This window comes from Flavobacterium sp. ZE23DGlu08 (assembly GCF_030505335.1).
Classification (GTDB): Bacteria; Bacteroidota; Bacteroidia; order Flavobacteriales; family Flavobacteriaceae; genus Flavobacterium; species Flavobacterium algoritolerans.
In genome coordinates this window covers 1,337,657-1,356,110 of sequence record NZ_CP130045.1, presented here as the reverse complement: position 1 = coordinate 1,356,110, position 18,454 = coordinate 1,337,657, and the positions used below count along the sequence as shown (strand labels likewise).

At 35.0% G+C, this 18,454-nt stretch carries 15 protein-coding genes and 1 tRNA gene; 9 read left to right on the top strand and 7 right to left on the bottom strand.

Annotated features, from left to right (window positions below):
- The 3 genes from Q1W72_RS06015 to Q1W72_RS06005 all read right to left on the bottom strand — a co-directional run bounded on the left by Q1W72_RS06015 (position 1) and on the right by Q1W72_RS06005 (position 2,631).
- Positions 1–966, bottom strand: a complete 966-nt coding sequence (locus Q1W72_RS06015) for a YeiH family protein (RefSeq protein WP_302137625.1) — start codon at positions 964–966, stop codon at positions 1–3.
- Between the two features lie 77 nt (positions 967–1,043).
- Entirely contained in the window at positions 1,044–1,937 is an 894-nt protein-coding gene (locus Q1W72_RS06010) for a LysR family transcriptional regulator (RefSeq protein WP_302137624.1), read from the bottom strand.
- Positions 1,938–2,379: 442 nt separating this feature from the next.
- A complete protein-coding gene (locus Q1W72_RS06005) occupies positions 2,380–2,631 on the bottom strand; it encodes a helix-turn-helix domain-containing protein (protein WP_302137623.1) in 252 nt (83 codons plus the stop codon).
- An 866-nt stretch (positions 2,632–3,497) separates the two neighbouring features.
- On the opposite strand from Q1W72_RS06005, the gene Q1W72_RS06000 reads away from it, so the two are divergent.
- From Q1W72_RS06000 to Q1W72_RS05985, 4 genes are all read left to right on the top strand, one after another.
- Positions 3,498–6,491, top strand: a complete 2,994-nt coding sequence (locus Q1W72_RS06000) for a SusC/RagA family TonB-linked outer membrane protein (RefSeq protein WP_302137622.1) — start codon at positions 3,498–3,500, stop codon at positions 6,489–6,491.
- Between the two features lie 18 nt (positions 6,492–6,509).
- Positions 6,510–7,919: a RagB/SusD family nutrient uptake outer membrane protein gene (locus Q1W72_RS05995; protein ID WP_302137621.1), complete on the top strand. Its 1,410-nt coding sequence runs from the start codon at positions 6,510–6,512 to the stop codon at positions 7,917–7,919.
- Positions 7,920–7,923: 4 nt separating this feature from the next.
- Entirely contained in the window at positions 7,924–10,506 is a 2,583-nt protein-coding gene (locus tag Q1W72_RS05990) for a prolyl oligopeptidase family serine peptidase (protein ID WP_099715589.1), read from the top strand.
- Positions 10,507–11,063: 557 nt separating this feature from the next.
- A complete protein-coding gene (locus tag Q1W72_RS05985) occupies positions 11,064–11,273 on the top strand; it encodes a hypothetical protein (RefSeq protein ID WP_302137619.1) in 210 nt (69 codons plus the stop codon).
- A gap of 70 nt (positions 11,274–11,343) precedes the next feature.
- Here Q1W72_RS05985 and Q1W72_RS05980 read toward each other — a convergent pair whose 3' ends face one another.
- Together Q1W72_RS05980 and Q1W72_RS05975 are read right to left on the bottom strand one after the other, a co-directional pair.
- Positions 11,344–11,661 carry a hypothetical protein gene (locus Q1W72_RS05980; RefSeq protein WP_302137618.1) on the bottom strand — a complete coding sequence of 106 codons (318 nt, stop codon included), beginning with the start codon at positions 11,659–11,661 and terminating at the stop codon, positions 11,344–11,346.
- Positions 11,662–11,700: 39 nt separating this feature from the next.
- On the bottom strand, positions 11,701–12,381 hold the full coding sequence (locus Q1W72_RS05975) for a nucleotidyl transferase AbiEii/AbiGii toxin family protein (RefSeq protein WP_099715592.1): 681 nt from the start codon (positions 12,379–12,381) through the stop codon (positions 11,701–11,703).
- A gap of 216 nt (positions 12,382–12,597) precedes the next feature.
- On the opposite strand from Q1W72_RS05975, the gene mobA reads away from it, so the two are divergent.
- From mobA to Q1W72_RS05955, 4 genes are all read left to right on the top strand, one after another.
- Entirely contained in the window at positions 12,598–13,029 is a 432-nt protein-coding gene (mobA, locus tag Q1W72_RS05970) for a conjugal transfer protein MobA (protein ID WP_099716346.1), read from the top strand.
- Positions 13,026–14,315 (top strand): conjugal transfer protein MobB, encoded by a 1,290-nt coding sequence (mobB, locus tag Q1W72_RS05965; RefSeq protein ID WP_099715593.1) that lies wholly within the window; start codon positions 13,026–13,028, stop codon positions 14,313–14,315. Before mobA ends, mobB begins: the two co-directional genes overlap by 4 nt.
- A 280-nt stretch (positions 14,316–14,595) precedes the next feature.
- Complete coding sequence (locus tag Q1W72_RS05960) at positions 14,596–14,751, top strand: hypothetical protein (RefSeq protein ID WP_158234603.1); 156 nt, start codon at positions 14,596–14,598, stop codon at positions 14,749–14,751.
- Positions 14,735–16,258 (top strand): recombinase family protein, encoded by a 1,524-nt coding sequence (locus Q1W72_RS05955; RefSeq protein WP_099715594.1) that lies wholly within the window; start codon positions 14,735–14,737, stop codon positions 16,256–16,258. Before Q1W72_RS05960 ends, Q1W72_RS05955 begins: the two co-directional genes overlap by 17 nt.
- On the opposite strand, the gene Q1W72_RS05950 is transcribed toward Q1W72_RS05955, so the two are convergent.
- Positions 16,249–16,323 (bottom strand) — tRNA-Val (locus Q1W72_RS05950). The two genes, Q1W72_RS05955 and Q1W72_RS05950, sit on opposite strands and share 10 nt — an antisense overlap.
- Before the next feature lie 85 nt (positions 16,324–16,408).
- A complete protein-coding gene (locus Q1W72_RS05945; RefSeq protein WP_099713492.1) occupies positions 16,409–17,629 on the bottom strand; it encodes a folylpolyglutamate synthase/dihydrofolate synthase family protein in 1,221 nt (406 codons plus the stop codon).
- Between the two features lie 129 nt (positions 17,630–17,758).
- On the opposite strand from Q1W72_RS05945, the gene Q1W72_RS05940 reads away from it, so the two are divergent.
- The gene (locus tag Q1W72_RS05940) at positions 17,759–18,454 is read left to right on the top strand and encodes a MotA/TolQ/ExbB proton channel family protein (protein WP_099713491.1); all 696 of its coding nucleotides are present in this window, start codon (positions 17,759–17,761) and stop codon (positions 18,452–18,454) included.

The following is an 18,454-nucleotide window of genomic DNA, read 5'->3' as shown; positions in this document are numbered from 1 at the left end:
TTAGTTTGTTAAAGTTGTTACAGCCCAAAGTGCAGCAGTTGCTATAATCACCCATAGAATTACACCTTGAATTAATGGTTTAAATCCAACAGAGGATATTGTTTTTCTATTCAATCCACATCCTATTAAAAACAAGGTAAGCGTTAATCCTGCTTTTGCAAAATTTGTTAAATAATGATTGTATTGTTGAACAAAAGGAATATAGGTATTTGCAATCATTGCAAGAACAAATAATCCAATAAAGTAAGGAATTTTTATTTTACTGTCTTTATTTTTAAAAATAAAAGTTGATAAAAAAGCAACAGGAATTATCCATAATGCTCGTGCTAATTTAACAGTTGTAGCAATCTCTAAAGCTTGCGGACCATATTTACTTGCTGCACCTACAACTGAACTGGTATCGTGAATAGCAATTGCACACCACATTCCAAATTGTGATTGTGATAAATTTAACTGATGCCCAATAAAAGGAAATAAAAATAAGGCTACAGAATTTAGAATAAATATGGTTCCTAATGCAACCGATATCTGTTTTTCTTCTGCCTTTATTACAGGAGAAATAGCAGCAATAGCACTTCCACCACAAATGGCTGTTCCAGCTGATATTAAGTAAGAAGTCTTTTTTTCTATCTTTAAAAACTTACCCATAAAGAAACCAATTACTAATGTTCCAATAATAGAAACTATTGTAAATAAAATACCTTCTTTACCCGCTTTTAATGCACTTGTAACATTCATTCCAAAGCCCAAACCAACAACAGAAACCTGTAATAATATATGAGTTGCTTTATGATTTAGATGTAAATATGGATGTCCAATAAATTGCGCAATTATTAAACCCATAAGTAGGGCAATTGGCGGTGATATTAATGGAGACAAGCAGAGTACAACTGCTAATAAAAAAAACACTTCTCTCGTGGTTATACTTTTGTCTAATAAATTTTTGAATCCTTTTTGATTTTCCATCTTACTTTATATATTATTGTTGGTACAAATTTCTGGAAATAAAGGATATGTTGGAAATTGTAAAAAGTTATGCGTCATTACTTAAAGTTATAATGATTGGCAAATTTCATAAATAATTCGGGTAAAGCCTCAACTTGACCTTGTTGTTGGATAAAGTAAAAACTCCTTTCGATAGACAAATGTTGAACATCTATTATTGTAAATTTATTTTCTTTAAGTTCTTTGTATATGGAATGTAATGATATAAAAGTCATAGTGTTGCTCTGAAGTATATAATTTTTAATACTTTCAGTGCTGCCTAATTGCATTTCAATTTTTAAATCTGAAATTTTTACATTCAAAGATTTTAAATGATGTGCAATAACTTCTAGTGTTCCTGATCCTTGCTCGCGAAACAAGAGAGGAATGTTTTTCAGCTCATCAATAGTAATGTTTTGTCTTTTTGAGAGAGGATTTGTGCTATTTGAAACTAAAACAATTTCGTCTTTGACAAATTCGGTATATTTTAGATAGGCTTTTTTGGATTTTCCTTCTATGATACCCAAATCAATTTCATTTTTTTGCAGCGCAATTTCAATTTGTTCTGTATTATTAGCTTCTAAAGAAACGATAAGTTGGTCAAATTTTTTATGAAATGATGCTAAAATTTCAGGTAAAAGATATTGAGCAATTGTTGTACTCGCACCAATTCTTAATTTTCCGTTGAAATTTTGAGAAAGAGAATTAATTTCAAATTCTAAATTACGATAGGTTTCAAATATTTTTTCGGTATGAGAAAATAATATAAGTCCTGCTTTTGTTAATTTTACCTTTGAGCCATTTCTTTCAAAAAGTTTAGTTTTCAGAAAACTTTCAATTTCTTGTATGTGTTTTGAAACTGCTGGCTGCGTAATAAATAATTCTTCGGCAGCTTTTGTAAAATTAAGTCGTTTTGCTACTTTGTGAAATACTTGTAAACGAAAATCAAACATTATTATAGGATTAAGTTATTTTACTCATTTTTTCTTGAGTTCTCCAAGGGTTTCCGCTAACTTGTATATATGCGCTATAAAGTAGCGCATATACATCTTATTTTGGGTGGATAGGCGCTACTTAGTAGCGTATAACATTCAAATATACATTTTAATTATTATCTTACAAATTATCAAATGGACTTTTATTTGATGAATACTTTTCGTACTTACTTGAGTATAAATTTCAGTTGATTTACTATTATTATAACCCGGTAATTCTTGTATACATGTGCGAACTGACCATCGATATGAATCCTTTTTGGTTAAATTACTGCGAATTCATTTGGATAATTTATATTCAATAACTAACGTACAAAACCCTTTCTAAAATTCTTTAAGGTTTTCCAATTAGGTAATAAAAAAAGATGCCTTAGCATCTTTCAAATTTTTATTTTTTTGTTTACTCATCAACTCGGTATTTTTTAATATCAAATTCAAAATCAAATAACTCTTTAGGATGAACTTGTAAAGCTCTAGCAAACTTCATTAAAGTTTTTAGAGTTAAATTTCGTTTACCACTTTCATACTTACTAACCTCAGCAGAATCAATACCGGTCAAAAATTCAATGTCCTGTTGAGTTTGGTTATTCTTTAATCTTATTTCAGAAATTCTTTTTCCTATATATTTTTGTAAATCTGCATTTATTTCCATTTCAATATGTTTTCAAGCAATTTCCATTTTATTAGTAAAAAAATTATTGGGATATATGCCAGTATTTGAAAAATATTTCTATATTTGTTTCCTATTCAGAAATGAATTGTATTTTTGCGATCCTTCAAATAAAATATTGAAGCATTCGCTTAGAATCTAGCTCTTGAAAACTGGTAATTTTTGCAACTAGATGATAAGTATGATGCTCACGTCCCATGGCGTGGGCTCACTTATTGTTGCACGGTATACCAGTACCTCAAGGGCAATAAGCTGAGTTCCATGCCATTTTTTATGCGCAAAAGGTACTCCCTTTTATTCTTAGCAAATCTTCTTTTTTACAGTATCGTAAATCAATTAATTGAATTAGTTAGTTTGGAAACGCACTGCCTGCGTTGGGCTGCAACTGGCAACGGCAGTGTACTTTCCTAAAAAACAACATAAATTCAAAAGCCTTTGCACCCAAAAAAGAGTGCTCTCAAGATCTGTGGTAACAGCAATGGCGCAAATCGAAATAATAAATTGAAAAACAGCAAACAACAACGAAAAGATGAAATACTATAAAACTATAAAAGTTACTTTAATTCTAGCTTTAATTACACTGATAATTTGTTGGCTTTCTGGTTCCGATGCTTTTATATAAACAGCAATAACTAAGAAAAATAACTAATTATTTTCACATCACACAGCTTGCTGAGATGTGACAACACCTAATAAATACAGATAACGCCTATGACTTAAAAAATAAAAATCTATGCCTTAGCACTTTCGAGGCTAATCAGAAAAAAAAGGCCCTCTAACTCTTCTTGGCGGACGAATAGAGGACCAAAGCAAACTAAACCGAAGTCTAACTAAACCAATTCAAAAGTATGAAAAAAAAATCATTTTTGAAGTTTTGGACAACAACACAACTGTCCAAACTGTCCTGCATCCTTTTCCTGTGCTTCATAACAGGATTAAATGCGCAAACACGATCTATCAAAGGTATAATTACCGATGATACCAGCACAGTTCCTGGTGTAACCATAAAGGTTAAAAATAAGCCACCAACAGCATTTTCTGATGAAAATGGAAATTACACCATACTAGCAGCGGAGAATGATGTTTTGGTTTTTTCCTATCTAGGCTATAAAACGATTCAAATTGTAGTTGCAGATCAAGTAACTATCAATGTAAAATTGACTGAAGATGCAACGACTTTAAAGGAAATCGTAATAAATGCCGGATATTATTCTATTAAAGAAAAAGAGCAAACCGGTAGTATTGTAAGAATGATTGCAAAAGACATCGACAAGCAACCTGTCACAAATGTACTAGCTGCAATGCAAGGAAGATTGGCAGGTGTCAATATCATTCAAGATGGAGGAACTCCCGGCGGTGGTTTCCAAATTAAAATTAGAGGTCGCAATAGTATTCGTCTTGATGGAAATGAACCATTATATATTATTGATGGAGTACCCTATTCAAACGAGTCCATAGGAAGCACGAATACTTCAACGGCATTACCAAGCCAAGCCAGCCCGCTCAACAGTATTAACCCAAATGACATTGAAAGCATCGAAGTATTAAAAGATGCCGATGCAACGGCAATTTATGGCTCAAGGGGAGCAAATGGTGTGGTATTAATTACCCGAAAAAAAGGAAAATCAGGCAAAACAAACATTTCAGTAACGGCCTCAACGGCCGTTGGTACAGCTACTAAATTTGTAGAGCTGATGAATACGCAGCAGTATCTGTCGATGCGTAAACAAGCATTTATCAATGATGGAATTCCAATATCGGATACCGATTATGATATAAATGGAACTTGGGATCAAACTCGATATACCAATTGGCAAAAGGAATTATTAGGCGGTTCAGCAACAATCAATGACTTTAGAACCAGTATCTCTGGTGGTAGTGAAACAACACAATTCTTGATTAGTGGGAACTACAGAACCGAGGGAACAGTCCTTCCGGGAGATTTCAGGTACATTAAAGGAGGGATTCTTAGCTCAATAAACCACACTTCTTTAGATAAGAAATTCAAAATCTCTTTTTCGGGAAATTACACGGCACAAGATAATCTACAAGCAGCGACAGATTTGACGTTAACAGCGCGTTATTTGGCACCAAACGCTCCCGCACTGTACGATTCAAATGGAAATCTGAATTGGGAAAATGATACCTTCGAAAATCCTTTGGCACCTCTAAAAAGTACCTACCGTGCAAATACTAATGACTTGGTGGCCAACAGCGTATTGTCTTATGAACTAATTCCAGGTTTAGAAATAAAATCAAATTTTGGTTTTACCGATTTAAAAACCGAAGAAGTTCGAACAATACCATCCACCATTTACAATCCCGTTTACGAAGTTGGGAGTGACAATTCCTTAATGTACTTAAACCTTACCAGCAGACAATCATGGATTATAGAGCCACAACTAAGAGGTTTCAAAAATTTTAGAAACCACAAATTTGATGTACTAGTGGGGATGACAAGCCAACAGCAACGTACAGAACGCCTATTCCAATCGGGTATTGGTTTTGCAAACAACAATCTGATTAACAACTTAGCTTCTGCAATTACAAAAAACACAACCAATAGCGATACCTTTTTGTACCGTTATCAAGCTTTTTTTGGTCGCATCAATTACAGTTACGACGAAAAATACTTTTTAAACTTTACAGGTCGTCGGGATGGCTCCAGCCGATTTGGACCAGGCAAACAATATGCTAATTTTGGTGCTATTGGAGCTGCATGGATTTTTAGCAAAGAAAAATTCAATCCAGAAAATAGTAAAATGAGTTTTGGAAAACTCCGTTTTAGTTATGGAACTACAGGTAATGATCAAATTGGAGATTATCAGTTTTATGATACTTACGGTACAACTGGTGCAAATTATCAGGGCATAATTGGGTTACAACCTACACGACTTTATAATGCCGATTTTGGATGGGAAACCAATCGTAAACTAGAATTAGCTTTAGAAACTGGTTTTTTTAAAGACCGAATTTTTAGTACGCTAGCTTTGTATAGAAATCGTTCGTCGGATCAATTGGTGGGTATTCCTATGCCAGCTACAACAGGTTTCTTGTCATTGAATGCGAATCTTGATGCTACCGTTGAAAATTCAGGTTTTGAATTTTCCGTAAGAACCCTAAATATTGATTCAAACTCTTTTAAATGGTCAACAAACTTCAATGTGGCCGTTGCAAAAAATAAATTACTTTCTTTCCCGAATCTTTCAGGTTCTACTTTTGCAAATCGGTATGTGATTGGCCAATCCATTGATATTGTAAAATTATACCAAAGTAAAGGTGTTAATCCACAAACAGGATTATACGATTTTGAAGATTTAAATGGGGATGGAAGCATAACAGCAGGCGACAAGCAAATTAGCAAGGACTTATCTCCTAAATATTTTGGAGGCATCCAAAACCAATTGGACTATAAAAATTGGCAATTGGATTTTTTATTGCAGTTCGTAAAAAGAGATAATTACGATTACATTTCAAATGTTCCGGGAGGTGGTCAAGTAAACCAAAGCAACACTAGTGGTGATGCTTGGCAGCAAATTGGGGATCAAAGCAGTTCGCAACTGCACACTACGGGACTAAATGGTGCTGCGGTAAGCGCTTATTATAGATACATAGAAAGCGATGCTGTAATTACAGACGGCTCTTTTATCAGACTAAAAAACATATCACTTTCCTATGATATTCCGTTACAAGCGACCACTAATGTAAAATGTAAACTTTTTATTCAAGGTCAAAACCTACTCACATTTACATCTTACAAAGCAGGTGATCCCGAGTTTAAGTTCTCAGGATTCCTCCCTCCGCTAAAAGTGATCAGTGGCGGAATGACATTAAACTTTTAATCCTCAAAAAATAGTTATATGAAAAATTTACAATTTATAACGGTACAAACAAAGCCATATCAGGTGTATCGCATTCTTTTGGTTTTGGCACTGATACTTTTTTCAAGTTCCTGTAGTGATTTTGTCGAGGTTCCATTGCCTAATTCTCAGCTTACAGGAACTACAGTTTTTGAAAGTGAATTGACAGCAAATGCAGCAATGGCACAAATTTATGCACAACTTCGTGACGGCGGCATCCTATCTGGGTTACCTACTGGTGCATCTGTTAGAATGGGATTGTACGCTGATGAATTACAAGATTATACCAACTCTACAATTGCCCTACCTATTTACAACAATGCGCTTACAGCTGATAATGCTACTGTGGCGTCACTTTGGACTTCAAGCTATAGTCAAATATATAACGCAAATTCAGTTATTCAAGGAGTTGAAAATTCGACCGGGTTACCTATTGCGGTTAAAAACAGAGTGTCGGGTGAAGCACTATTCGTTCGTGCTCTAGTACATTTTTATCTGTTACAAATTTATGGTAGCATCCCCTATATTACAGGAACCAATTATGAAATTAATAGAAAAGTTATGCGTAGTGCTGCGGATGAAGTATATGCAGCAATCGCGAAGGATTTAGAAAGCGCCAGTTCAAGATTACCTGAAAATTATAGTTCTTCGGATCGTGCAAAACCCAATAAAATGGTGGCCAAAGCCATGCTGGCGAGAGTATATTTATACAGGAATAAAAATACAGCAGCAGCAAATGAAGCAACTACTGTTATCAATAGTCCGCTTTATGCTTGGGAAACGGATTTAAACAAAATTTTTCTAAGAAATAGTAAAACTACTATTTGGCAATTAGCATCAGCTACAGCGGTACGAAATAGTAATGAAGGTACAACTTTTATTTTCGTATCTGGACCGCCACCAGTTTGTGCGCTTCGTGCCGATTTTATGAATGCATTTGAAACAGGCGACCAACGCAAAGTGAATTGGACAAAGTCAGTTACCACCGGACTGAATACTTGGTATCATCCCAATAAATACAAACTGCGCACCGCAACAACAAGTTCGCAGGAATATTCTATTGTGTTGCGCTTAGCAGAACAATATTTGATCAGAGCCGAGGCAAGAGCAAAACAAGGCGATTTAGCAGGCGCAAAAGAAGATTTAAATAAGATAAGAACGACCGCTGGTTTACCAATAATTACATCAACTATCACTTCTGAAATTTTGTCTGAAATTCAAAAACAGCGAAGATTTGAGTTTTTTACGGAACATGGGCATCGCTTTTTTGATTTAAAGCGCAGTGGAACAGCTGATGGAGTATTATCTGTTTCAAAACCAGGTTGGAATAGTTCAGATATTTTGTGGCCTATTCCAGAGCTAGAATTGAACGCAAATCCAAATTTACAACCACAAAACACAGGTTATTAAAGTTATGAAGCTATTAAAAAACCATAGTAATACTGCTTTAGGTTATTCTTGTAAAAAAACAATTTTGTCATTTTGGATAGTATTATCCTGCTCTATTTACGGGCAGGATCATTCCAAAAAGAATATTGCTGCAGCAGAGTATGAAAGGTGGGGCAAATTAGAAAACAGAGCTATTTCCCAAAAGGGAAACTGGATATCATTTGATATGCAGTACAGCAATGGTTCAGATACACTCTTTGTGAAACATACGCAGAAAAATATTGGATTTAGTTTTCCACAAGGAACACAAGGCAAATTTGGTGGTGAAATTGCATTTGGTGCCTTTCAAGGAGATAAAGTAATAGTAACTAACTTAGAAAATAGTGAAAACATTAGTATATCAAATTGTACTGCTTTTGAATTTGCCAACAGCGGAAAAATTATTGTGAGCTTTTCCAATGATGGGGAATTAATGGTGAGGATCATAAAAAATAAAGAAATCATCCAACTTCCAAATGTAACAGAATACCAATTGGACCAGCCTAACAATATCCTGACTTATCTCACTAACAATAATGGGAAAAGTAGTTTCGGAACAATAAATCTTAGGACAAACCAAAAAACAGAATATCACACAACGCCACACAAGTTATTTGGTCTTACATTGGCAGAATATGGAAAAGGTGTTTTTTGGCTCGAAGAGGGCATCAACGGGAAATACACAAAACTGAACTTCTACAAAAACCAAGATAACAGTATTCAAACCTTTGAACCAAAATCATTCTCAAATTTTCCAGAAAAGCATGAAATTGTTACCACAAAATCTTTCAAAATTTCAAGTGATGGTAAAAGGGTATTTTTTGGAATCGCGAAAGTCAAAGAAGAGGCAACACCAAAAAAAGACGATGTCGAGGTTTGGGATACAGAAGATTTATGGATTTATCCAAAAGCAAGTAGGGAAAATTTAGAAGGGTATTCCACTTTATCGGTTTGGTTTATTGAAGAAAAGCGCTGGAATACGATTACAAGTAAAGAACTCCCTTTTGTACAGCTTAACGGCAGTAAATCAGTTGCATTACTTTACAATCCAACGGCATATGCTCCTCATTTTAAGCGCTATGGTGAGGTTGACTATTTCTTGTACAATCTGGCTGATGGTACCAAAAAGCTATTTTTGGAAAAGCAACCTAGTGAAAATTACTTATTGTCTTTTTCTCCAAATGGAGCATACATATGCTATTTTAAAGATAAAAATTGGTGGCTCTACAATATAAAAAAACAATCTACGGTGTCAATTGTGCCACCTGCAGGCTCCGAATGGGTTTCAAATGATTTAAAGTACATAACAAGACCACATGTTTTTGGAATGAAAGGATGGAGTGATAATGGAGAATACCTTTTGCTACAAGATGAGTTTGATATTTTTAAATTTGATATCAAAACAAGTAAACTAAAACGGATTACAAAAGGTCGAGAAAGCGGTACTTACTTCACTGTAGATGGTTCAAATATCAAGCAAATAGGAAATGATAATTACAATGGCTGGGCACTAACTGAAATTAATTCAGCTAATGATTTAATTGTTTCAGCAAGAAATGCGACCACCAAAGCACAACAATTCAAATTAGTTTCTACATCCAACACTTTAATTCCACTAGCAAATAATGCTACAAAATCAGATGAATTGCGTAGAGCCAATAATGAAGTCTATGTCTATCGAGAACAATCGCATAATGAGTCTCCAAGAATTGTATCATTTAAAAACGGTGTAAATAAGGTTCTGTTTGAAAGCAATACCCATGATAAAAACTTTAATCAAGGAAAGGTAGAACTAATTTCATTTTCAAATTCAAAAGGAGACAAACTGCAAGGATTATTATATTATCCAGTAAATTATGAAGTAGGTAAAAAATATCCGATGATAATCAATGTGTACTCACAAATCACTAACTCATTGCATGAATATTGCATTCCGACTTTATACAACGATACCGGTTTTAATGTGAAACATTTTGTGCAACAGAATTATTTTGTACTAATGCCTGATGTGAAATATTATGAAGGAGAAACCGGCAATAGTGCACTGGATTGTGTTGTTGCTGCAAACAATGCAGTTGTAAAAACAGGAATGATTGACGCAAAACATATTGGCTTAATAGGGCATTCTTTCGGAGGTTATGAAACAAATTACATCATTACAAAATCGAAAATTTTTGCAGCTGCAGTATCGGGTGCAGCAATTTCAGACATGGTAAGTTGGTATTTTAGTAACTCAAAAAGTCTCAATATTCCAGAATTATGGCGAAGTGAAACGCAACAATGGAGAATAGGAAAGTCTATTTTTAAAGACAAAGAGTTGTACCTAAAAAATTCACCAATACTTTATGCAGATAATGTTACTACACCATTACTGTCTTGGGTGGGTAAAATGGAGACTAATTTACCCTACGAACAGAGTTTACTTTTTTATAATGCGTTGAGGAGAGCCAAGAAAAAGAATGTTTTATTAGTATATCCAAAAGACCAGCATGTAATTGTAATCAAGGAGAATAAAATGGACCTTACAAAACGAATTACCAATTGGTTTGACCGATATTTAAAGGAATAAAAATAAATAAGTGCAGTTTTTTCAAACTGCACTTATTCGTTAATCGTAAATCCATTTAGAATTTTGATAAAACGCCGACTTTGGAGACGTTTTCCAGCCCCCTGCAAGGGCAAGTGGTTTTGAGCTGCGGAAAGTATTTCAAGCAGTTCAAAACACAACTTGCTATTTTCTCTCGAAAATATTCTTACCGATGGTTTTAATTGAAAGGGCTTGATGCCCTTTTTTTGATATAGCTAAACTGGAAGGTAAATTAATTCAATAAATTAATTTAAAAAGCGTTCGATTTCAAATCTCAGACCAGTATAATCATCGAAGTATAAGGATTATGATTGTTTATCACAATCAAGTTTGGAAATCAAACTTACCTAATTATGTATTTACGTATTTATGTATTTACGCTTGTCACCCCATAAGCACAAAGCTCTGTAGCAACGCACTACTTTACAAAAGTAAACATGTAAGCATAGTTGTTAATAGCTACAGATTGAAATATATACATATGCTTTTAAAACTGTATTTATGTATATACGCTTTTACATATAAATATGAATGTGGACATGAGTAAATATTTAAGCTTTCAAATATTGCTGTATGTGCATATGCAAAGGCATAAATATAAATTCAAAAGAAAACAGAAAAACCGTAAAAAAGAAAAAGAAAGCAATTTCACAGGGCTGGCAGTAAACTTAGCAAAAGGAAACGGAATAAGTCCCGTAAGGGTGGATTGTGAGGAACGAGCAAGACATTATGCCGTAGTCTTTTGCTAAGTTTAATGCTTGGCCTAACTTCGTTTTCTTTTTATTTATTTGTTCGTAAGAATGGCTTATAGTATAAAAACTAGATCCAGCTGTAGGGTTTATCTTTACGGTTAAGATAGCAGTACATCTCTTCCTTTTTAAGTTCAGGAAACAATTTTAAAGCCTTGTCAATGGCATAATTTGGAAGAAAATAAATTTCGTCACGAATCGCTTTCACCACCTTTTCAAGGCCGTAGAAACGAACAATTTCGTTGATTTCTTCTTTTCCTCCACGCTCTACGATACGGGCAATAATAGTTTTATAGGCTCTCTCAAAGTCCATTGCATCTATATCGAAATCCCAAAAAAATACTGGGTTTAGATTTGGGAATGCCTTATTTTTTTTAACTCGTGCCATGAAGTAAATATACGATTTTTTAACTTCTTATTCAAACGCTTAGCGTCTAAATCCATTTCCTTTATTGGGTGGAGGAATTTGATTTTTTGATTCAGAAAATGAAATGGAAGGATTGAAAACTGCTTTTTTTAGTCGCTGGGTCATTTTGTTCCAATTGGTTTCTTTGCCTTTCAGGAGTTTGACTTTTTCTTCTTTGTCTATATTTCTATGATCCATTAATGCAAGAGCAGCTAGTCTCGGATTTCCATTATATTTGTTTTGGTAAGTTTCTAAATAGGTTTTAAGGGAATGGTGTTCCAAAAGAAAATACATGTCAACAAAGTCTTTTATCCTTGTGCCGTTTTGGAAAATCGCATGAAGCTTCATAGCACCGATGTCATATAAAGATGCCAGACGTACACCTTCTTCAGTCCGAATTGGTTCCTGCCACGGATATCGGTGGGCAATGATATCTACCTTAACCAGGCCTATATCTAAAAGCATGGTGTTTTCAAGTATCTCCCTGATTTTTACCGGATGTTGATCTTTAAGATGGGAAAGCATTGCCAGTTCATCAAAATCTCTAATTGTAAACAGGTCAATATCTATGCTTAGCCGATGGCCTATCATAAGGCTAAGAGCCGTGCCTCCAACAAGGCTGAAGTCTTTCAGCTTTTCATCTTTCATAAGTTTCTGGAGAAGTTCCCACATCTCCTTGCTGACTGTTTCTTTGTAGAGCATAATTTCACGTTTTTCATGAAATTAATTCCGAAAGCGGGGCACTCTTACATACTGTCCTGTCGTGGCTTTATTTGACGGGAGTTGTCCTTAAAGCGAAAATCCACATGCGGAAATAATAAGCCAAATGCTTCCATATTCTGCAATATCCAGAAGCGATCACTAATGATTAAGTATATTGGTTTTAAAATTATTTAGACGAAACCAGTAAAAATGGTTATGGAAGACAACGGCAAAACCACCCCGCATAAAGGAGGCAGGAATCCCAAGAAAGATCCCGCCGTTCACCGCTATTCTATAAGCCTTAGTGCTGAGGAAAATGCATGTTTCCTTTCTCTCTATGAAGCTTCACGCATGGATGTAATGGCGCATTTTATTACGGCATGTATTTTCCAAAAAGGAATTACGACCATAACGGTTGACAAGGCAACCATGGATTACTATATGCGCCTGACCACTTTATTCGGCCAGTTCAGGGCTGTAGGAACCAATTATAACCAAGTAGTAAAAATACTTTACCGCAATTTTTCTGAAAAGAAAGCCGCAGCCTATCTCTATAAATTGGAAAAGCAGACAGCAGAAATGGCGGTATTGTGCCAAAAAATCATTCTACTAACTGAGGAGTTTGAAGCAAAATACCTGAAAAAATGATAGCGAAAATCGGAAGAGGCAACAATCTGTATGGTGCGTTGGTGTACAATCAGCTCAAAGTGGAAAAGGAAAACGGGCAGGTTTTGTATACCAATAAGATAATTGAAACTCCTGATGGCAGTTATGCAGTCGGTCAACTGTTGCGTTCTTTTGAACCGTACCTGCTGGCCAATCGAAAGACTGAAAAACCAATATTACATGTCTCTCTCAATCCTGATCCGAAGGATAAGGTAAGTGATGAAAAATTCAAACTGATGGCTCAGGAGTATATGCGGAAAATGGGTTACGCTGAACAGCCTTTTGTGGTATTCAAGCATACTGATATTGACCGTACCCATATTCATATTGTATCGGTTTGCGTGGATGAAGAGGGAAGAAAAATATCTGATAAATTTGAAAAAAGGCGTTCGATGGATGTCTGTCGTGAATTGGAAAAAGAATACTGCCTGATATCGGCTATCGAGAAAAAGCAAAATCCACAAAATCAAATATTCAAACCCGTTGATTATAAGGCTGGGGACATAAAGAGCCAGATGGCTTCGGTAATCCGTCATTTGCCAAAGTACTACAAATTTGAGGGTTTCGGCACCTACAATGCCCTGCTTTCCCTTTTCAATATTACCGCCGAAGAAGTCAAGGGGGAATTTAATGGAATCCCAAAACAAGGACTGGTATATTTTGCATTAAATGAAAAGGGAGAAAAAGCAAGCAATCCTTTTAAGGCTTCGCTATTCGGTAAACAGGCAGGATATGTTCAGCTTCAACAACACTATGGGAAGTCCAAAGAATTGTTGAAAAATGAGCCATCCAAAGCTTTGCTTAAGACAACCATTGAGATGTGCTTACAGACGGCATCGGATGAAAAAGAATTCAAAAAAAGGTTGTTGGAACGAGGTATTAATACCGTTGTAAGACGAAATACCGAAGGCAGAGTTTATGGAATAACCTTTATTGACCATAGTTCAAAATCCGTGTGGAATGGTTCGCAATTAGGCAAAAACCTTTCGGCTAACGTATTCAATGACTGGTGGAATAATGGCAATAAAATGGAGCAGCCAGTACAAGGAAATCTTGCTTCAAAGAACAATGCCACTATAAATGAAGATATCAAACAATCACACAAGCTGTTTGACTTTTTGGTTAAGGAAAATATGTCCTATAGCCATGAAGAAAACAACCTTATTGAAGTCTTTGGAGGGTTATTATCCAATGGAAAAGCAGAAGACTATGATGAAGAATTATTTGTCAACCAAATGAAAAAGAAAGCCAGACGCAAAAAAAGATAGTGCATACTATCAATTTTAATCGCCAGCCTTTTTGTTGATTCACGACAAAGGAGTGATTCATCAAATTGGCTGTACCAACAATTTTTAAAAACAAAGACTGTCCCGACGATAAGGAGGGATTGTCTTTGTTTTTTTATAACTGTATTCAATGTTGTCTTGAGACTAATACAGCCAAAGAGTTCCTCGGTGAGACTGTAATTACTCCTAAGCTTTCAGATGGGTTAAATTCATAAGACTTAAAAACAAACATTGTTTTAACAAAAGGCAAAGGAGGTACAAAATGAAGCATGAAGATGTCAAACAGACTGATATAGAAGAATATATATTGAAAAATTATGAAGATATAGAACAGGAAAAAGAACAAAAATTCGTAGATTTAATGATTGAAATTATTGTATCATTAACATTGAAAGAATTATATGAAGAGGGCGATTAGATATTTAAGATTTAGTCAATTAGGGCAAAGTAATGGCTCGATTGAAAGACAGGAATTGTATACCGACCAATACCTGCAATATAATAATATACAGTTGGTAGATTCCTTTATCGACAGGGGTAAAAGTGCCAAGACTTTTGACCGTCCCGATTTTATAAAATTACAGGCATTCATTGCCAAACATTATAAATCAGTGGATTACCTACTTGTAGACCAGCTTGACCGTTTCAGCAGGGATGCGGGTGAAGCTATGAGTTTGGTCAAACAATTCCAAAAAAAATACAGTATTCAGATTATCAGCGTGACCGAAGGGATAGTTTTTGATTATGATACACCGGGAAGCTTTTTCCGAGCAGGCTTACAATTGTTGCTAGCTGAAGAAGACAATATCAACAGGAGTATAAAAGTGCGTGGCGGACTCTATACCGCCCGTGCTAAAGAAGGTCGTTTCCTTACTAGAGAAAAACCTTTCGGCTACAGCAAGGTTGGAGAAGGAAAACAGCGCCACCTTGAAGTAAATGAGATAGAAGCTAAAATTGTCAAAACAATTTATGATATGTATCTGCGTGATGTGCCGTTATATAAAATCAAAGAAATAGCTTATCAATCAGGTTTTGACAGGAAAGGCAACATGGCTATTGATCGTGTGCTTGCAAATCCCGTTTATGCAGGGCTTGTAAGGGTTGAGCCGTTCAAAGATTTGCCGGGAGGTCTTTTCCCAGCCATTCATGAGCCAATAGTTGATAAGACAACATGGACAATGGTACAGTCTAAAATGAAGAAAGTTGATAAAGTAAAGGTAGTTATCGATGATGAAATACCGCTACGAGGAGTTGTAAAATGCCATTGTGGAACTCCGCTTACTGGTGCGCCTTCTCGTGGTAAATCTGGAAAATACTTCTACTATTATAAATGCAAGCATTCAAAACATAACAATATAAGTGCAATCAAAGCACATGAGCAGTTCTTAAATGCCTGTGACCTTATGAGCGTTCCCGAAAGACAGATTAAGGATATAAGAAATGGCTGTTACGCTTCACTTGAACAGGAAGTAAAAGCAAACAGGAAAAAGGCAGCAGACAAAAAAAATGAACTGGAAGAAGTTCAGCAGCGATTAAATGCGGTAGAAGAAAAATGGTTTAGGGACGAGATAAACAAAGATACTTACGACAGATGGTATTCTACCTACAGTGATCATATATTAAACCTTACAGCTGCAATAGAAAGATTCAGTACAAATAAAGGTAAAGCTTTCGAGGTTTTGGACAGCAATCTGGATTTATTGGGTGATATCAGACACATATATACAAAGTCAGATGTTTTGCAAAAACGTCAGTTTGTAAACATGGTGTTCGATGGCAATTTGTACTATGAAAAGGGTATATATCGAACACCTACAATGTTAGATCTGTTATCTCATAATGCCAGTAAAATGGAGGAAAAGGGATATCTTATATATCAAAAAAAGAGGGATAATCTAAAGATTATCCCTCAAAGTGGGCGATGAGGGGTTCGAACCCCCGACCCCCTCGGTGTAAACGAGGTGCTCTGAACCAGCTGAGCTAATTGCCCTAAACAATTTGGTTACTTTCGTTTCCGTTATTGCGTGTGCAAATATACGCCACTTTTCTAGATTTGCAAGTAAAAACCAAAAAAATTATAAAATTTCTGCTACTACAAAGGTGCTTCCGCCAATGTATATAAAATCAGATTTTGCTGCGTTTTCAATTGCTCTTTTATAAGCTTCTGAAACAGAATTATATACTTCGCCTTTCAGTTCGAAAGTTGCTGCTTTTTGTTTTAAAATTAGAACGTCCAGCCCGCGAGGAATATTGGCTTTACAGAAATAATAGATTGCTTTTTTAGGGAATAATGGTAAGATTTCATCTAAATCTTTGTCATTTACAACTCCCAAAACAATATGTAAAGTATCAAAATCTTCTTTTTGTATTTGATTCAATACAATTTCCAGTCCGTTTTTATTGTGTGCCGTGTCGCAAATAACTTTTGGGAACTCATTCAATTGTTGCCATCTTCCCTGAAGTCCGGTGTTTTTTACCACGTTCAACAAACCAAATTTTGTATTTTCGGGAGTGATTTTAAATTCGCTCTGACTATTTAAAACAGTGATGGTTTGTAAAACTGTCTTTTTATTGTGTATTTGATAATCGCCAATTAAATCAGAAGGATAGGTTTCTGAAATTAAATCAGCAGCAAAATAAATTTCCGAATTGCATTCTTTGGCTTTAGCCAAAAAGACAGGTTTGGTTTCAGGAGTGTATTCTCCTATTATTACAGGAATGTTGGGTTTGATAATCCCCGCTTTTTCGAAAGCGACAGCTTCTAATGTATTTCCTAAAAATTGTGTGTGATCCAATCCTATATTGGTAATTACCGAAACTAATGGAGTGATAATATTGGTAGCATCTAATCTTCCGCCCATTCCCACTTCAATAACGGCGATGTCTACTTTTTCTTTGGCAAAATAATCGAAGGCTAATCCAACGGTCATTTCGAAAAAACTCATGTCATTGGATTCAAAAAAACTTTTGTGCTCATTGATGAAATCAGTGACAAATTCTTCAGATATATCCTTTCCGTTAATTTTTATGCGTTCCCGGAAATCCTTTAAATGTGGTGAAGTGTACAATCCAACTTTATAACCAGCCTCTTGAAGTATGGATGCTAACATGTGTGATGTCGAGCCTTTTCCGTTAGTTCCCGCAACATGAATGCACTTTAGTTTTTCTTGTGGATGATGAAGATGAGCTATGAGTAAATGCGTGTTAGTTAAATCTTTTTTATAGGCCGAAGCGCCCTGAAGTTGGTACATCGGGAGTTGATTAAACATCCAATTTATGGTTTCCTGATAGTTCATTTTTGTAATAAAATAGTAGTTGTTTAAAATATTTTTCGATTTTTTTAGTTTAATAGTACATCGAAAAGTATCTTTAGTGCAAAATTGAAATAATTTTTAGAATTAATGATTAAAATACAATAATATTATATGTTTAGTTTTATACAATTACAGGCCGACACCATTACCAACGCTGCTTCAAACGTAGTTATCGAAAAAATTGCTCCAAATACCGAAATATCCACTTTGGGATTCCTTTTAAAAGGTGGTGTATGGCTTATCCCAATCGGGATTCTATTATTTTACACTTTCTATCTGATTATTGAACGCTATTTGTACATCAGTAAAGCATCAAAAATTGATGCACTTTTGATGCGCGATGTTCGGGATAATCTAAATTCAGGAAATCTTGATTTGGCTCGATCCATTGCAGAAAGAAATAATACCGCTTCGGGTAATATTGTAAAAGAAGGTATTTTGGTTATTGGGAGACCTATTATTGAGATTGAATCTAATATGGATCGTGCTGCAGATATCGAAATAGGAGGAATGGAAAAGCATTTAGGTCATTTGGGACTTATTGCCGGTATTGCACCTACATTAGGATTTATTGGAACTATTTCTGGAGTTATTAAAATATTTTACAGTATTTCGGTAACTGAAAACATTAGTATTGGTAATATTTCTGGAGGATTGTATGAGAAAATGATCAGTAGTGGTGCTGGATTAATTGTAGGTATTATTGCGTATAGCGGATATCATTTATTAAACGGTAAGATTGATAATTTTGCTTTAAAAATTCAAAAACAAATATTAGAATTTGTAAATATTATTCAAAGATCATAA

Excerpts from the sequence above, each read along its gene's own strand:
- Q1W72_RS06015 (WP_302137625.1), bottom strand. The coding sequence starts at position 966 with ATGGAAAATCAAAAAGGATTCAAAAATTTATTAGACAAAAGTATAACC.
- Q1W72_RS06010 (WP_302137624.1), bottom strand. The coding sequence starts at position 1,937 with ATGTTTGATTTTCGTTTACAAGTATTTCACAAAGTAGCAAAACGACTT.
- Q1W72_RS06005 (WP_302137623.1), bottom strand. The coding sequence starts at position 2,631 with ATGGAAATAAATGCAGATTTACAAAAATATATAGGAAAAAGAATTTCT.
- Q1W72_RS06000 (WP_302137622.1), top strand. The coding sequence starts at position 3,498 with ATGAAAAAAAAATCATTTTTGAAGTTTTGGACAACAACACAACTGTCC.
- Q1W72_RS05995 (WP_302137621.1), top strand. The coding sequence starts at position 6,510 with ATGAAAAATTTACAATTTATAACGGTACAAACAAAGCCATATCAGGTG.
- Q1W72_RS05990 (WP_099715589.1), top strand. The coding sequence starts at position 7,924 with ATGAAGCTATTAAAAAACCATAGTAATACTGCTTTAGGTTATTCTTGT.
- Q1W72_RS05985 (WP_302137619.1), top strand. The coding sequence starts at position 11,064 with ATGAGTAAATATTTAAGCTTTCAAATATTGCTGTATGTGCATATGCAA.
- Q1W72_RS05980 (WP_302137618.1), bottom strand. The coding sequence starts at position 11,661 with ATGGCACGAGTTAAAAAAAATAAGGCATTCCCAAATCTAAACCCAGTA.
- Q1W72_RS05975 (WP_099715592.1), bottom strand. The coding sequence starts at position 12,381 with ATGCTCTACAAAGAAACAGTCAGCAAGGAGATGTGGGAACTTCTCCAG.
- mobA (WP_099716346.1), top strand. The coding sequence starts at position 12,598 with ATGGAAGACAACGGCAAAACCACCCCGCATAAAGGAGGCAGGAATCCC.
- mobB (WP_099715593.1), top strand. The coding sequence starts at position 13,026 with ATGATAGCGAAAATCGGAAGAGGCAACAATCTGTATGGTGCGTTGGTG.
- Q1W72_RS05960 (WP_158234603.1), top strand. The coding sequence starts at position 14,596 with ATGAAGCATGAAGATGTCAAACAGACTGATATAGAAGAATATATATTG.
- Q1W72_RS05955 (WP_099715594.1), top strand. The coding sequence starts at position 14,735 with ATGAAGAGGGCGATTAGATATTTAAGATTTAGTCAATTAGGGCAAAGT.
- Q1W72_RS05945 (WP_099713492.1), bottom strand. The coding sequence starts at position 17,629 with ATGAACTATCAGGAAACCATAAATTGGATGTTTAATCAACTCCCGATG.
- Q1W72_RS05940 (WP_099713491.1), top strand. The coding sequence starts at position 17,759 with ATGTTTAGTTTTATACAATTACAGGCCGACACCATTACCAACGCTGCT.